Genomic DNA, 14,658 nt, shown 5'->3' with positions numbered 1-14,658 from the left:
CATGCGCAACAACCTCTATCTTCGTCATCCCAGCAACTTCAATTTAATACCGGCGCGCCGGCGGGTGCCGATTCGCGCCCCATCTCGCTACGGCCTTATCTACTGCCCAAGCGAGAATAAAAAACAACCTGAATAACCAACCCCAAAACAACCTTACACCTATGGCAAAACCCAATATTAAACCTATCGGCGATCGGATCCTGGTAAAACCCGACGCCGAGCAAGAAGTCAGAAAAAACGGGATTATCATCCCCGACACCGCTAAAGAAAAACCTCAAGAGGCCACAGTCATTGCCCTTGGTTCGGGCAAACTCGACGACAACGGCAAACGCCTCCCCTTTGAAGTCAAAGAAGGGGATCGCGTTCTCATCAGCAAATATGGCGGGACGGAGGTCAAGATTGACGGAGAAATCTATCAACTACTCCGTGAAGACGACATACTCGCCATTTTGCAATAACATAAACCTCAACCTCAGAAAGGAGAACACACCTTATGCCAGCAAAACAAATTCTATTCGATGAATCCGCACGTCACGCGCTCGCGCGCGGCGTTGAAAAACTAGCAGCAGCCGTCAAAGCGACCTTAGGCCCCTCTGGACGTAACGTCGTGCTCGATAAAAAATTTGGCTCTCCCATTATCACCAAGGATGGGGTAACGGTTGCCAAAGAAATCGAGCTTGAAGATCCATTCGAAAACATCGGTGCTCAACTCGTCCGTGAAGTCGCCTCCAAGACAAGCGACGTCGCTGGAGACGGCACCACCACAGCCACCGTTCTTGCCGAAGCAATCTACAAGCAAGGCCTGAAGAACGTCACAGCAGGCGCAAATCCCACTGAGATCAAACGCGGCATCGACAAAGCCGTTGATGCCATCGTCAAGGAACTCAAAGTTATTTCAAAGGAGGTCAAAAACAAAGACGAAATACGGCAAGTCGCCACAGTCTCAGCCAACTGGGATAGGCAGATCGGTGAAATCATAGCCGATGCCCTCGAGCAAGTCGGAAAAGACGGCACCGTCACAGTTGAGGAAGCCAAAAGCATCGAGACCACATTTGAAGTGGTGGAAGGAATGCAATTTGACAAAGGCTACCTCTCACCTTACTTCGTGACGAATCCGGAGACCCTTGAGGCACAACTCGAAAACGCTTACATTCTCATCCACGAGAAGAAGATCTCCAACCTCAAGGATCTACTACCCTTGCTTGAGAAAATTGCCAAAGCAGGGAAGCCTCTTCTCGTCATAGCAGAGGACGTCGAAGGTGAGGCGTTAGCGACCCTCGTGGTGAATAAGCTCCGTGGCACACTCCAAGTCTGTGCCGTCAAAGCTCCGGGCTTCGGCGATCGCCGCAAAGCGATCCTCGAAGACATCGCGATCCTCACGGGTGGCCGCTGCATCACTGAAGATCTAGGGATTAAATTAGAAAATATCACCCTGGAAGATCTCGGCCGCGCCAAACGCGTCGTCGTTGAAAAAGAAAACACCACCATCATCGAAGGTGCAGGTAGAGAAGAGGACATCAAAGGCCGCATCGCTCAGATCCGTAAACAAATCGACGACACAACCAGCGATTACGATCGCGAGAAACTCCAAGAACGCCTCGCCAAGCTCGCAGGTGGTGTCGCTGTAATCAATGTCGGAGCAGCGACCGAGACCGAGATGAAAGAAAAGAAAGCTCGCGTCGAGGATGCTCTGCACGCGACACGCGCCGCGGTTGAGGAAGGCATCGTCCCCGGCGGAGGTGTAGCGCTGATCCGTGCTCAAGCGGCTTTGGATAAAGTCAAGGCCGAAGGTGATGAGCAGATCGGAGTCGACATCATACGCCGAGCGGTAGAGGCTCCTCTTCGCACACTTGTCGCTAACGCAGGTGGTGAAGGCAGCGTCGTGGTAAATGAAGTGAAAGCTCGCAAAGGCAGCGAGGGTTACAACGTCGCTACCGGCGAGTATGTCGATATGTTCAAGGCAGGAGTCGTTGACCCCACAAAGGTGACTCGCTGTGCCTTGCAAAATGCAGCCTCAATCGCCGGTTTACTGCTCACAACCGAAGCGGTAGTAACGGAGATTCCTGAAAAGGAAAAGAATACACCTGCAAGAGGTGGCGGCGGGATGGACGGCATGGATTATTAATCCTCTTGCTGCCTATCCTCACTCAAGCCGTGGTGCGCGCAGGCGCGCCACGGCTTTTTATTTGAGGTAGCCTAGAGATATGGCTGCCTGGGATAAGCGAAAAAGTTCTTTGTTTTCAAAAATAGAAGTTTTCGACATGCTGTGACGATGTCGCGGGCATTTCTAGCGCGTCTATTTTTGGTTTTTCTCACAGGAAGTCGGATCGCTTATGGACAAACCGACGAGGAGTATTCTTTTGAGTTGCCTACAGATTTAAATCTGCCCCCATCCCATCGCCAAGCGCTTCAGTATTGGGAGACGGATTTTCATCACGTGTTGCATCTAGCAAAAACACAGTCAGCTCAGACACCCGAAAGTCGAGCCGCATTGGATACGATTTATCGTTTGATTACCGCGCGACGGTCTTCGTTGGGTAGTTTATCAGAATTGATCGGGAGATGGTCGGTGCGCAGTCTGCAAGCTACACCGCATGCAGCAGTTCGCTATTTGCCCTATACATTGTGCATAGAAAAGAAAGGCGATGCATATTATCTCGACAAGTCGACCGGATCGGTGCGGCGGCACGGAATCCTGCAGACAGTGAATGCACAGTGTGCAGTTTTTATCGGCGCAACCTATTATGTGTCTGATAACGAGAAGCCTGTGTATAGTGGACTACAGTCTGCGAGCACTTCGGAACGCGACGCTGTCGGGTTGCTGTATCGTCTATCTGCCGATCGCTTGATACTAGTTTTCCCCGATATTCACAACACCGGCATCGAATTATATGAGATAGGTAAGACTCGCACTAGAAATAAAAAGTCTAAAGCTGGGACTTTTCTCAGGTAGTGCATTCCAATCAGACAAAAAATGTGTCGGGACGTGTTGTCTGATGGTTATCTTTATCCAGTAAAATAGAGCGAGGTCGGAAGCTCCGAGCCGACTCATCATCCATGATGGCAAAGCTAATGATTGTAATACGGTCCCCAATTGTAGCTAAGAGTGCAGCAGCACCTCCCAACTCGATTTGATGCGATCGAGGTTTGCCTGCAATAACAACTGTTTCGAAACGACGCCCATTGTGCAAGTTTGTAACCAAAACTTTCTCATGGTCATATAAACCTGCTGCTTGGATTAACTCTAGTGGAATTGAAATCATTTCATCATCATTCGGGCGCAGACCTGTAATACATGCTTTTTCGATTTTAGACTTCACGACTGTCAGGAGCATGCTTCGAGATTTATTCGACTATGCGGAGCTGGTCAATGATACTCGATCAACTTCCAAAAATTTGTTCGTGATAAATAATGGCGACAGCTAAGAGCAAGCCTATAGCCAGGACGGTAGCCACCATAAGCACTAACGCTATTGCATCCGAATCTGCAGGATTGCGGATTTTCGCGGCTGGAGGGCGTTTTATAGTCTGTGCTGGCACGATTGCATGACTCAGTGAAAGTCGACGTTTAGCATCCTCTAGCTGAGCGATTAGTTCTTGGTAATTAGGGAAACGGCGTTCTGGATCTCGTTCCATGCATCGTTGAATGACTCCGATCATCTGCGGAGATAAATCTGGGACAAATGTTGCAATCAAAACAGGTGCTCCTTGCAAGTGCCGCAGCGCTACCCGATCCGCATCTTCCTCTTGATATGGAGGACGACCTGCCAAAGCATGAAAAAGCGTAGCTCCAAGGCTATACATATCGCTCCGGAAATCCTCTTGTCTCTGTAAGAGTTTCTCAGGAGCTAGATAATAAGGCGTGCCCCAAATCTCTCCGGTAAAGTGATCATTCTCACCGACTATCAGACTCAAGCCAAAATCCACTATTTTAGGTGTGCCGAGGCTATTAAATAAAATATTCCCCGGCTTAATGTCTCGATGGATCAACCCACGGGAAAGTGCAGCCGATAGTCCTCTTGCTACAGCTAATCCGATATCTATCACATCTGCCTCAGGAAGCCGCTTCTGTGCTTGTATACGGTCGTCCAAGCTTCCTCCGCTGATATATTCCATCACAATGTAATGTCGTCCCTCAGCCAATCCGCTGCCATACACCTGTACAATATTTGGATGATTAATCGAAGCGGTGATTGCAGCCTCGTAATTAAAATTAGCGACAAACTTCGGGTCTTGAGAAAAACTCTCCCTCAACACCTTGACGGCCACGGTGCGGTTCAATTGTGAATCGTAGGCTAAATAAACCGTTCCCATCCCTCCAGACCCCAAGGCTCGGATCAAGGTATAACCGGCAAATTCACGGGTCAGAGTAAAGAGTTTTCCACAATGAGGACACGTCAACACGGAGCCTATCTCGATCCCTGTTACATCAATAGCTCCACCGCAGTGAGGGCAGCCGACTATCCACGAAGGGTCCGTTTTCTCCGCCGTCGCCTCTTGGGAGAAAGGCTGCAGGACATAGTTGTAGTCCATACCCTCATCCTTAGCCTAAAAAAAAAACCTCAAAATACTTTTTTTTAGTTGCTTTGCATCTTGCTCCAATCTTCTCGCCCGATCCACGCGATCGCCAGGATTAACAAAATATCGCGGACGAGCCATTCGATGTAACGGTTCTTCTCACTTCCACCAAAGCATCCGCAAGTAATGTCTAAGCCACGGATCCATGCTGACAAAAGAGCGATTGTAAAAACTAACATCATTCCTCCCATTAGACTTACGGATCCGAGCGCCCAACGGGGATACCACAATGCCAAGGCACAAAGTATCTCTAAATAAGGCAAATACAGGGCCACAAGGACGTTTCCAAAGTGAGGCAATAATTGATAGTTTTGCACATCTATCCAAAACTTCTCAGGATTTGCTGCTTTGATAATCCCTGCATAGAGAAAGACCCCTGAGAGAGTGAGTCTCAGTATCAAAACAAATATTTCCTTCCTCATGGCTTTTGCTCACTCATATATTTTTGCCAACGTTCCCATCCGCCTTTCAACACCCATACATCCGTCAGTCCCATTTTTCGAAGTCGCTCGGCAACGTGATGACTGGCCTGACACCCTGTGGTGCTACAATAAACGATCGTGCGCCGCTCAGGACGCCAACGCATCAAAACATCCTGCACTCGATCATTCCACTGGTCTTCGTTCAGCAACACTGCGCCCGGAATATGTGCTTGCTCATATTCACCTTGTGACCGTGCATCGACCCACAGCACTTCTTCTCGTATTTTCCAGGCCTCCGCAATTGCAATTTCTCCCTCACGTAGTGAGTCTGCTGAAAACGGAGGCCGCTTCGGGTGTAGCCATGCGGTAAGACATGCAGGGACGACTGCCACTCCCATTAACACCAAAGCTGGAAATATAACTTTCTGTTTTATCTTGTCCTGATCGAGCATGATTTCTTTTTCCCCACAGTTCAAGCCCATTGAGGGTGTCCTGCCACATTCATATTAAAAGGTGGAATTCTCACCACGTAAGCGTTTCCGTAGTCATCTTGGCAAAGATACGATCCGGTTGCCACACTATCTGAGCGGACAATGTGATAACTGTTATATGAAAAAGTGTGGCCGGGCGATATTCTCGGATACTGTCCTACTACACCGTCGCCCTCGAGGATCTGTTTCTCGCCGTAGACGTCTTCTACTACCCATTTACGCCCTTTCACAACTATTGCACGGTCGCTGTTGTTGTGAATAGTGATGTAATAAACAAAGGCGTAAGGCCGTTCAAGTGAGGTTTGTAAATTCTCTCGACGCTCGAGGTGATCGAGTGTGACTTTGAGGCCAGGCAATTCAGGAAGCGCCGACTCCATGCTGAAAATATACCCGAATGGATCCAGTCTCACAAAAAAATTTTGGTTAAGCCCTCTCTCTAGCCTCTTTTGAGCAAATCTAGCCTTTACTTGCGAGAAGGTGCGTTTTTTTTAACTTTTTTTAGGTATATGCAAGCCGCACAAGCTGGCACCATCCCAGTCGCTTTGACGATCGCTGGCTCAGATAATAGTGGCGGTGCAGGAATCCAAGCTGATCTAAAGACTTTTCACCAATTGGGGTGCTTTGGTGTAACGGCACTGACTTGCGTTGTCGCCGAGCATCCGGGCAAAGTCTCTCGAATTGTCTCCTTAGATCCGTCTATGGTTTCTGAACAAATCCGCCTCTGCGCTGAGGTATATCCGCTGGGCGCAATAAAAACGGGGATGCTTTTTTCGTATGAGATTATCACCGCTGTCGCTGCAACGCTAAAAAACATGCCTTCTGCGTCGTTGATCATCGATCCTGTGATGGTAGCCTCTAGTGGCGCTCGACTTCTTTTAGATACAGCGATCAATGCGCTAAAAGAGCTTCTTTTTCCTCTCGCCACACTCATCACACCCAATCGAGATGAAGCCGAGATCCTATGGGGGAATCCGATAAATAACGAATCAGCACTTCGTGAATGTGCGCGCGAGCTCTCCTCTCGCTACCATACCTCTTTCCTCGTCAAAGGCGGTCATTTACAGGGCGACAACGCCATCGACGTGCTCTGCCAAGCAGATGGCGACCTTCATGAATTTTCTGCGCCGAGGGTGCCTCAAACAAATCCGCACGGCACAGGCTGCACTTTTTCAGCGGCTATCACTGCTTACATTGCCCACGGTCATTCTTTAGTGGAAGCAGTGGCTTATGCTAAGGATTTTATCACTGAGGCTGTCCGCACCCATCACCGTTTCGGTCCTTATGCCCTGTTAAATCATCATGCTCGAGCTGAAAGAAGCCGCGATAGATAGATGATTGCCTAGTGTTATAGCTAGCGAGGCAAGATTCGATAAATACCACTATCCTCAGGAGGAATTGCTGGTCTGCGGATCTCACGAGGTTGCTCAACAATAATTGGGCGTCCTCCATCAGGCGGGATAACGGTGGTTCTGAAGAAAGATGGATCGATTTTTTCCTCCGTGCCCGGTGGAACAAGACCCTGCGTGGCTGGCATGTTGATCGGCGTTCTTGATGGTGCAACTGGCTGTTGTCTGCCCTGATTCGGCATGGTTGGAGCGGGCACGGTGGTTGTGCTGCGCACTGTGCGTCGAGGCTCTAGGGCTTGGCTTGTGGAAGGGCGGTTTTTCTTCGCACGTTTTTCTTTGTAACGTTTTTCTAAAATCTCTCGAATGATTTCAATTCGCTCCTGAGTCGTGTAGCGACCCCAATATTCTTGGTTGTAGACCCCTTGGACGACTGCATCTGGAAGTCCTTCGACGTTAATGTGCGGGGGTTTCTTCTCTCCGACAAACAAGCGACGCAGAGTATTGTCGCGCCAGACGCGCAAGGTATCGGGTATTTCTTCATTGGCCAGGTTCAAGCCGATGTAAATTTCAGCTAACAGGTAGTCCCATGGGCGTCCATAGACGCCTTTTTGTGCAATTTTACTCTGCTCCATGGTAGTAATGCGGTTGAGCGCATCGATCGCCATGCGAAGATATTTGTCATTTTCTGCTACAAATCGTCTTAAGCTCTCATCTTCTTGATCCCCGAAGCCACTGCGAACTCCAGTGCCTTCACCAGGGGGATTATTGCTGCCTCCTCCAGGCGGGTTGTTGCTGCCGCTGGGTGGATTGTTGTCCCCGCCACCACTGGGTGGATTGTTGCCGCCTCCACCACTAGGTGGATTGTTACCTCCGCCACCGCCGGGTGGATTGTTGCCGCCTCCACCACTGGGTGGATTGTTGCCTCCACCACCGCTCGGTGGATTGTTGCCCCCGCCACCACTGGGTGGATTGTTGCCGCTACCATCATCTCCGCCGCCACCAGGAGCGCTTTCTTTGTAAAGATCGGCTCCTGGGGTCTGGCCTGGCGGTAGATTTGATGGGATGCTGAGGGGGTTATAGGCGTTGGTTCCTAGATCTCTTTGATAGAAACGTTGGCCGGCGGCATCGGCGCTGTTGGCCGCGACGATGACGCCGGGACGTGTATCTTGGAGGCGATTGCTGTAGAGAATGACTTGTCCGTTGTTACCGGCATTGAGTGTGCCTTGGTTTGTGATGCGTCCCTCTCCGATAGAGGTGGGTTTGGATTCGTCGGCGACGATTTGGATGACGCCGCCGTTGCGGGCCTGGACGGTGGCGGAGTTGTTGATGGTGACGTTGCGGTTGGCTGCGAGCAGGATGTTGTTGAAGTTTTGGGATGGACTTTGGATGTTGCCATTGATGACAAGGTCTGCTGCGCGGAGATTATCGGGGGTATTTTCTCCGCTGTGGCGCCCGGCGAGGATCATGAGGCGAGAGTCGGTGTTGTTGGTGGATTGGACTTGATTGATGATAAGCTGCGATTGGTCTGGCCCGCGGTGTGTGAGGATGATGTTGCGGCCTGTGAGATTTTCAACCGTGGTCGTAGGCGCTGTGGTGTCGTGAGAGATTTTAATGAGGCCAGAATCGTCTATGGCTCCAGCGGCTGTGAGGGTGGGCGACGCGGTGCGGGCGGAGAGGGTGCTGGCGTTGTCAATTTGGAGGGATCGGTATGGGCCTGTGGCGCCGTGGATTTTGCCTGCGGCGTTGGGATCTGTGGTCTCGAGTTTTACGGATCCACCGCTGGCTTGAATTTTGGTGTTGGGTGATTGTTGAATTTCGCGCGAGGCGGCGAGATGGATGGAGGTAGAGAGGGATGGACTGCCGATAGTAGCATTTTGAGTGAGGCGTCCGTCGCGGGTGTCGTTGGTTATAGTGATCGATCGGCCAGGGGCTTGCGTTGCAACAGGTTCGGCAAGGACTAGGTTTGTGGCTCCGGAGGCTTTGATGCGGATATCGCCGGAGGCGCTAGACACAGTTTGGAGAGAAAGGGTCGAGATGTTTGAGCCGGACTCAGTGGTGTAGATGTGTTGATTGGCTTGGATGCGGAGTTGCGCGTTATCGGCGAGGGCGCGGAGGTTGAGGTCGTTTTGAGGCGTGCCGATGTGTTGACCTGCTTGTAGGTGAAGGGAGCGATTGTTGGCAGTTTTCCAAGAGAGGTTAGCGGTTTCGGCGTTTGTATTATCTAAGATGGAGCCATTGATTGCACGGATGACGATGTCGCTGTCGTGGGTGCTTTCCAAGTGGACTGTAGAGAGGCGGATATTGTTTTGAGCTTGAATTGATGCGGGTGCGGTGGTGGAGGCGTGGATGGATGAGCTATCGGAGAGGATGAGATCTCGCGCTGCGTTGAGTTGGAAGGGATCGGTCATGGATCGGCTGTCTATTTTGGCATTTGCTGCGAGGGTGATGTCGGATGATCGTGATTTGAGATCGATGCCGCGGAGGGATTTGAGTTGGGCGGTGGGGCCTAGGGTAATAGCAGGAGCTGAGGCTTTGAAAGCTACAGGTGCGTCGGCGGTGCTTTGTAGGCTGGCTTGAATATCGAGTGAGCCTTGGGAATCTGATTGGGAATCGATTTCGATGACGCCGTTTTTGCGAGAGGAGCGGAGTTGGATTTCAGCGCTTTCGGAGAGTGTGATGGGGCCGTGCGCTTTGAGGAGTAAGGTGGCATCGTCTATGGAAAAGTTGTTGAGTCCGGAGAGGGTGATTGTGCCGGTCGATGCAGTGATGTGAGAATTTTGGGTGAGGAGTGAGAATTCTAGGTTGCCTAGGGTCAAATTTTTTTCTGCGATGATTTGGATTTGGCTGGCTGCGGTGTTGAGGGAGGCAGAGGGCAGCATTTGCACGGATCCTTCATTGGATAGAATTGAATATTCTCGAGCTTTGCCTGAATTGTAGGATCCATTGAGGGTGACGTCGCCTTGTGATTCTATGAGGAGATTAAGCGGGGCTAGAGAATCAGCATAGAGGTTGCCTTCGAGGGTGATTTTTCCAGTGTCTGCTAGGAGGCTGAAGGTGGAGTTGTTGTTGGGGCGAGTGAGGATGTAGAAATCGGCTCCGCGTTGTTGGGTGATATCTTTTGCAGCGCTGAGTATGAGGTTTTGGTTGCCGAGGTTGGCGGCGAAGAGGTCGGTGATGTTTATGGATCCTTTTTCAGAGGTGATCTCGACGTCACGTGAACCGTTGAGACGAAATTGAATATCTGCGAGGGTGATGTCTTTTTCGGCTTTCAGGCGCGCTGAGTGGCCGTCTATGATGATGGAGGAGATTTTATTGGGGTTTTCGGGGCCGTTTTTGGCCATGATGATTTGGCCTTTGTTTGCGTTGAGGGTGAGGTGCGTTTCGATAGAGGGATTGGAGGATGGAGAGGCATTTAATACGGCTCCGGAGTCGAATGTGATATCGCCTTGCAAGGCATGGATAGAGATATCTCCAGCACCGGCAAACAGGGCTCCTTTAGGGCCAAAGTGGATTGCAGCAGCTTGGGCTTTGAGGCCGTCCATAGCGGCATCTAGGGTAAGATTGCCTAGGATATTGATTGAGCCATTGGTGGTGTTGGCATTGAGGATGAGTTGTTGGCCGGTGTTTGCGGTGCCTTTGAGGTTTATTGTGACGCCTTCTTGGACGATGATGTTCCGATGTGCGTTTAGGGTGAGAGTAGTGTTGTTGCCAGTAAAGTTGAGGACGCCGCCTTGGGCGAAGCGGTCGCTGATAAAAGTGATGTCCCCATTGCCGTTGCCGGCAGAAGAGGTGGAGATAATGACTGAGGTGCCTTGATTGAGGAGGGAATTGATTGTGTTGTAGCTGATGTTGCTAGTCGCTGCGGTAGAGGTAAAGTTCGGTGGGCCGGAGATTTCTGAGTTGGGATTATTGGAAATTGTGATGTCGGATGGGTCGAAGAGGATAGTGCCTGCTTTGCCGTTGTGGGCTGCAGCGGTTGCGTCTAGTGTGGGTGGGAGAGCTAAGTGGCCAGCGCTAGAGATTTCTATGAATCCGCCATCTCCAGCATTTGAGCCACCGCGGGCTGAGAGTGTGCCAAGCATCTGCGTGTAATGATCGGACCAAATGATGATCGTGCCGCCGTCTCCTTTGTGCTGGGCATCTGCGGTGAGGAGGGCTTGGGGATTTATTGTGACACGTTGAGCATTGCGAAGATTTGGATTTTTTCCTTGATAGTCTCCTCCTACTAGGATTTTTCCTGCTGTGGAGAGGAAACCATCGGCTTGAATAGAGGCAGTGGAGGCGAGGTTGATGTCTTGCCCTAAAATCTGAACAGTGCCTCCGTGACGGGGAATCTGGTCGTATTCTTCGAGTGCTGAGACGGCTATTTTTGCAGCAATGTGGGTTTTTGCAGGGAGGGCAGGTAGGATTGTGACGCCTGAGTCGATGTGGACGGAACCGCCGCTGCCATCGTGGTTGATGGCTTGTAGGATGCCGTTGATGTTTAAGACGCCTGAGGGAGAGGTTACAGCGATGGCGGCACGAATTTCTTCAGTGCCTTGCGCTAGGAGATGGGAGGTGTCGCCGAGGTTTATTGCGGTGCCGAATATGCCGCCGGCTGTTTGAATTTCGATGGCTGCAGCTTGTATGGTGCCTGTGTTATTGATTGCTGTTTCGGAGGCGAGGTCGGGAGTGGCGTTTATTTTTTTGCGAATATAGGCGCGTGGGGCGTTGGGTTGAGTTTTGTCTTGGATGATCAACTCTTGAGCTCCTGCGACGAGAGAAGCGGTGCCTTGATTTGCGTTGATTGAGCCTGTGTTCCGGATTTGTGTGCCGATGAGGTAGAGATCTCCGTATGCTTGTATACGGCCTTGGTTCTCGATCCAACCATTAGCTAACGGGTGACCGATAAAACTAAGACTGGAGGTGGAATTGAGAAATTGTTGGTCGATGATATCAAGTGTGGAAAGGGCAAGGGAGCCTTGGGTGAGTATGCGTCCATCTTGACCGATGAGTATGCCGTGGGGATTGATCAAATAAAGTGAGCCAGTGGATGTCAGAGTGCCATCGAGGTAGGAAGCTGCTGGTCCTGTGACGCGGGCTAGGGTTGCAGCTTCGAAGTTGGGGAGATGGAAATGAACTCCGTGTCCGGCGGCGATATTGAAGGTATCAAAATTGACGATGGCTTTGGGTGTTGTTTGATGGAAGTGTAGCTGTGTGTCTGTTGTGTTGATCGTGACGTCTCCATGCACGACATGTGCACCAGTGGGGAGTGTTTGTGATAGTCCTTTGGTCACGAGTGGTAGGATCAAAGTGATGGCCAAGAGTAAGCTTTTGGATTCGAATTTATGGAGTATTGCGAGAATATTTTTCGTTTTCATGTTTGTCATTTGTGTAAAAAACTTACTTTATATTTTGAAAATTGTCAACAAAAAATTAAGAATTTATTTCACTTTTGTGTTTTTTTGGTTGGTTTTTGATTTGGCGGTTTTCTGTTTTGTTTTGGGTGGGTAGTTCGCTTTTGAAAATTTTTGAACATAATCTGCAGTTTGTAGTCTAATTTTTATAGGAATAGGGCTTGTATTTTCGAACTTAGGTTTGTTGTGTGGCCCCCGGAAGGGAATGGAGGTCTCTTTCGGGGGCATTTCTGTTTGTGTGGATGCCCTACACGAGATAGGAAGTTGAGGTTGCTTTTACTTTGACTTTTGGGAAATGAGTGGTTAGCTTCGAGGGCATGCCTGCAGTGAGTAAGAACGAAGGAGTCGAATTACGGTCGGAAGGAAAAATCAACTTGGAATTGCGTCCTGAAGAGAAGCGCCATCTTCTGAGGCAGATGCTGCTCATAAGGCGTTTTGAAGAGAAAGCCGCGCAAGCTTTTACGCAAGGCAAGATTAGGGGTTTCTGTCATTTATACATCGGCCAGGAGGCCGTTGCTGTCGGCACGATATCTGTTTTGAGGCCCGATGATGCTGTAATTACGGCTTATCGGGATCATGGCCATGCCTTGGCAAGGGGCATGTGTCCGAAAGTTTGTATGGCTGAGCTATTCGGGAAGCGTGCGGGGTGTTCGAAGGGGAAGGGGGGCTCGATGCATTTTTTCGATGCAAAACGGCACTTTTACGGAGGCCATGGGATTGTAGGAGGTCAGACTCCTTTGGGGGCAGGTCTCGCTTTTGCGCAGAAGTATCTCGGGACGGGTGGAGTGACGTTGTGTTATTTGGGCGATGGTGCGGTGAATCAAGGGGTTTTCCACGAGGCGATGAATCTAGCTGCGTTGTGGAAGTTGCCGGTTATTTACATTATCGAAAACAACGAATACGCTATGGGCACAAGTCTTGCTCGCAGCTCTGCTGGACTACCGCTGGTGAATCGCGCTCACGCTTACGACATGGCCGGGCTTGTCGCTGACGGAATGGATCTGGATGATGTGCGGGCCAAGACGGCTGAGGCTGTGGCCTTGGCTCGCTCTGAGAGCCAGCCTACGTTGATGGAGATACGGACATATCGCTATCGCGGTCATTCGATGTCAGATCCTGGACTCTATCGCACCAAAGAGGAAGTCGATCGGCACAAGAAATCCGACCCAATATTGTTATATGAATCCAAGCTGCTGGAAGAAGGAGTGATGACCACTGATGCGGTGGAGCAATTGGACGAAGAGGTCAAAGCTGAAGTGCAAGATGCATATGATTTTGCGGACAACAGCCCTGATCCAGAGATAGAGGAGGTGTTTGACGATATTTTCAGCCCTGAGGATCAGATTGAGGAAATCCCGCGACGAAACCGATACTATCGATAAACGATTGCACTAAGGGGGAAAGCTTATGCCGATATTGACGATGCGAGAGGCCTTAAACCAGGCTATGGCTGAGGAGATGGAGCGTGATGAGCGCGTGTTTCTTTTGGGCGAGGAGGTCGCGGAATACGATGGTGCATATAAAGTGAGCCAAGGACTTTTGAAACGTTTTGGTCCTAAGCGTGTGATTGATACACCGATTAGCGAGTCTGGATTTGCGGGCCTTGCCATCGGCGCAGCGATGTATGGGTTAAGGCCTATTGTTGAATTTATGACTTGGAGTTTCTCCCTTGTCGCTTACGATCAGATTATTAACAATGCTGGCCAGATCCGTTACATGTCGGGCGGGCAATTTTCCATTCCGATTGTCTTTAGAGGTTCATCGGGAGGCGGCTTGCAAGTCGGGGCGACTCACTCTCACACGCCCGAAAATTGGTATGCTAATGTGCCTGCCTTGACTGTGATCACTCCTGCGTTTCCCGACGATGCTAAAGGACTATTAAAATCAGCAATTCGTTCCAACAACCCCGTTTGCTTCATCGAAAACGAGAAACTTTATGGCTTCAAAGGTGAGATTCCCGAAGGTGAATATCTTACTCCGATTGGAAAAGCGCGTGTGGTAAGAGAAGGTAACGAGGTCACTTTGATCGCAAATAGCGCAAGCACTCATCGCGCTCTTGCTGCAGCAGATCAACTCGCGCAAGAGCAAGGTCTTTCTTGTGAAGTGATCGATTTACGCACAATAAAGCCATTTGATTTCGACACGATTGCAGCTTCTGTAGTAAAGACCAACCGGGTCGTAATTGTGGAAGAGAACAAGCCTTTCTGTGGATGGGGTGCACAAATTGCTTATGAAATTCAACGTGAGCTGTTCGATGATCTCGATGCTCCTATTCATAGGGTGACGGGGTTAGACGTTCCGCAACCCTACAACGGAAGGCTCGAGCAAGCTGTATTGCCTAACGAGGAAAGGATAAAAGAAGCGGTGCGTTTTGTGACGAGTTGATGTATTAAAAAACTTGTCCTCTTGGGGGCGGTAGGTTATT

The 14,658-nt window shown here is 50.2% G+C and carries 13 protein-coding genes; 7 read left to right on the top strand and 6 right to left on the bottom strand.

Annotated features, from left to right (window positions below):
• Position 1 precedes the first annotated feature (1 nt).
• The 4 genes from NZM04_06860 to NZM04_06845 all read left to right on the top strand — a co-directional run bounded on the left by NZM04_06860 (position 2) and on the right by NZM04_06845 (position 2,953).
• Positions 2 to 136: a hypothetical protein gene (locus tag NZM04_06860; GenBank protein MCS7063746.1), complete on the top strand. Its 135-nt coding sequence runs from the start codon at positions 2 to 4 to the stop codon at positions 134 to 136.
• Between the two features lie 25 nt (positions 137 to 161).
• Positions 162 to 458 (top strand): co-chaperone GroES, encoded by a 297-nt coding sequence (locus tag NZM04_06855; GenBank protein ID MCS7063745.1) that lies wholly within the window; start codon positions 162 to 164, stop codon positions 456 to 458.
• A 35-nt stretch (positions 459 to 493) separates the two neighbouring features.
• Positions 494 to 2,125: a chaperonin GroEL gene (groL, locus tag NZM04_06850; GenBank protein MCS7063744.1), complete on the top strand. Its 1,632-nt coding sequence runs from the start codon at positions 494 to 496 to the stop codon at positions 2,123 to 2,125.
• A 147-nt stretch (positions 2,126 to 2,272) separates the two neighbouring features.
• Positions 2,273 to 2,953 (top strand): DUF4893 domain-containing protein, encoded by a 681-nt coding sequence (locus tag NZM04_06845; GenBank protein ID MCS7063743.1) that lies wholly within the window; start codon positions 2,273 to 2,275, stop codon positions 2,951 to 2,953.
• A gap of 10 nt (positions 2,954 to 2,963) precedes the next feature.
• Here the strand turns inward: NZM04_06845 and NZM04_06840 are convergent, their stop codons facing one another.
• From NZM04_06840 to NZM04_06820, 5 genes are read right to left on the bottom strand one after another with little or no spacing between them, the layout of a single operon-like run.
• Positions 2,964 to 3,335, bottom strand: coding sequence for an aspartate 1-decarboxylase (locus NZM04_06840; protein MCS7063742.1), 372 nt, complete (start codon positions 3,333 to 3,335; stop codon positions 2,964 to 2,966).
• Positions 3,336 to 3,381: 46 nt separating this feature from the next.
• Entirely contained in the window at positions 3,382 to 4,533 is a 1,152-nt protein-coding gene (locus tag NZM04_06835; protein ID MCS7063741.1) for a serine/threonine protein kinase, read from the bottom strand.
• A 44-nt stretch (positions 4,534 to 4,577) separates the two neighbouring features.
• Positions 4,578 to 5,000, bottom strand: a complete 423-nt coding sequence (locus NZM04_06830; GenBank protein MCS7063740.1) for a hypothetical protein — start codon at positions 4,998 to 5,000, stop codon at positions 4,578 to 4,580.
• Positions 4,997 to 5,452, bottom strand: coding sequence for a rhodanese-like domain-containing protein (locus NZM04_06825; GenBank protein MCS7063739.1), 456 nt, complete (start codon positions 5,450 to 5,452; stop codon positions 4,997 to 4,999). The genes NZM04_06830 and NZM04_06825 overlap by 4 nt, the downstream gene beginning before the upstream one ends.
• A 20-nt stretch (positions 5,453 to 5,472) precedes the next feature.
• Entirely contained in the window at positions 5,473 to 5,901 is a 429-nt protein-coding gene (locus NZM04_06820; GenBank protein MCS7063738.1) for an ApaG domain, read from the bottom strand.
• Positions 5,902 to 5,997: 96 nt separating this feature from the next.
• Here NZM04_06820 and thiD point away from each other — a divergent pair, with 96 nt between their 5' ends.
• Entirely contained in the window at positions 5,998 to 6,822 is an 825-nt protein-coding gene (gene thiD / locus NZM04_06815) for a bifunctional hydroxymethylpyrimidine kinase/phosphomethylpyrimidine kinase (GenBank protein MCS7063737.1), read from the top strand.
• Positions 6,823 to 6,842: 20 nt separating this feature from the next.
• On the opposite strand, the gene NZM04_06810 is transcribed toward thiD, so the two are convergent.
• Complete coding sequence (locus tag NZM04_06810; protein ID MCS7063736.1) at positions 6,843 to 12,197, bottom strand: filamentous hemagglutinin N-terminal domain-containing protein; 5,355 nt, start codon at positions 12,195 to 12,197, stop codon at positions 6,843 to 6,845.
• Between the two features lie 353 nt (positions 12,198 to 12,550).
• On the opposite strand from NZM04_06810, the gene pdhA reads away from it, so the two are divergent.
• Positions 12,551 to 13,615: a pyruvate dehydrogenase (acetyl-transferring) E1 component subunit alpha gene (pdhA, locus tag NZM04_06805; GenBank protein ID MCS7063735.1), complete on the top strand. Its 1,065-nt coding sequence runs from the start codon at positions 12,551 to 12,553 to the stop codon at positions 13,613 to 13,615.
• A 25-nt stretch (positions 13,616 to 13,640) separates the two neighbouring features.
• Positions 13,641 to 14,618, top strand: a complete 978-nt coding sequence (locus tag NZM04_06800; GenBank protein MCS7063734.1) for an alpha-ketoacid dehydrogenase subunit beta — start codon at positions 13,641 to 13,643, stop codon at positions 14,616 to 14,618.
• The last annotated feature ends 40 nt before the right edge of the window (positions 14,619 to 14,658 follow it).

The sequence above is a fragment of the Candidatus Methylacidiphilales bacterium genome, from assembly GCA_025056655.1.
Taxonomy (GTDB): domain Bacteria; phylum Verrucomicrobiota; class Verrucomicrobiia; order Methylacidiphilales; family JANWVL01; genus JANWVL01.
This window is presented reverse-complemented; position numbering and strand designations above follow the sequence as displayed.

What these genes read in the sequence shown, in the direction of transcription:
- NZM04_06860 (MCS7063746.1), top strand. Translation starts at nt 2, where the DNA reads ATGCGCAACAACCTCTATCTTCGTCATCCCAGCAACTTCAATTTAATA.
- NZM04_06855 (MCS7063745.1), top strand. Translation starts at nt 162, where the DNA reads ATGGCAAAACCCAATATTAAACCTATCGGCGATCGGATCCTGGTAAAA.
- groL (MCS7063744.1), top strand. Translation starts at nt 494, where the DNA reads ATGCCAGCAAAACAAATTCTATTCGATGAATCCGCACGTCACGCGCTC.
- NZM04_06845 (MCS7063743.1), top strand. Translation starts at nt 2,273, where the DNA reads ATGTCGCGGGCATTTCTAGCGCGTCTATTTTTGGTTTTTCTCACAGGA.
- NZM04_06840 (MCS7063742.1), bottom strand. Translation starts at nt 3,335, where the DNA reads ATGCTCCTGACAGTCGTGAAGTCTAAAATCGAAAAAGCATGTATTACA.
- NZM04_06835 (MCS7063741.1), bottom strand. Translation starts at nt 4,533, where the DNA reads ATGGACTACAACTATGTCCTGCAGCCTTTCTCCCAAGAGGCGACGGCG.
- NZM04_06830 (MCS7063740.1), bottom strand. Translation starts at nt 5,000, where the DNA reads ATGAGGAAGGAAATATTTGTTTTGATACTGAGACTCACTCTCTCAGGG.
- NZM04_06825 (MCS7063739.1), bottom strand. Translation starts at nt 5,452, where the DNA reads ATGCTCGATCAGGACAAGATAAAACAGAAAGTTATATTTCCAGCTTTG.
- thiD (MCS7063737.1), top strand. Translation starts at nt 5,998, where the DNA reads ATGCAAGCCGCACAAGCTGGCACCATCCCAGTCGCTTTGACGATCGCT.
- NZM04_06810 (MCS7063736.1), bottom strand. Translation starts at nt 12,197, where the DNA reads ATGAAAACGAAAAATATTCTCGCAATACTCCATAAATTCGAATCCAAA.
- pdhA (MCS7063735.1), top strand. Translation starts at nt 12,551, where the DNA reads ATGCCTGCAGTGAGTAAGAACGAAGGAGTCGAATTACGGTCGGAAGGA.
- NZM04_06800 (MCS7063734.1), top strand. Translation starts at nt 13,641, where the DNA reads ATGCCGATATTGACGATGCGAGAGGCCTTAAACCAGGCTATGGCTGAG.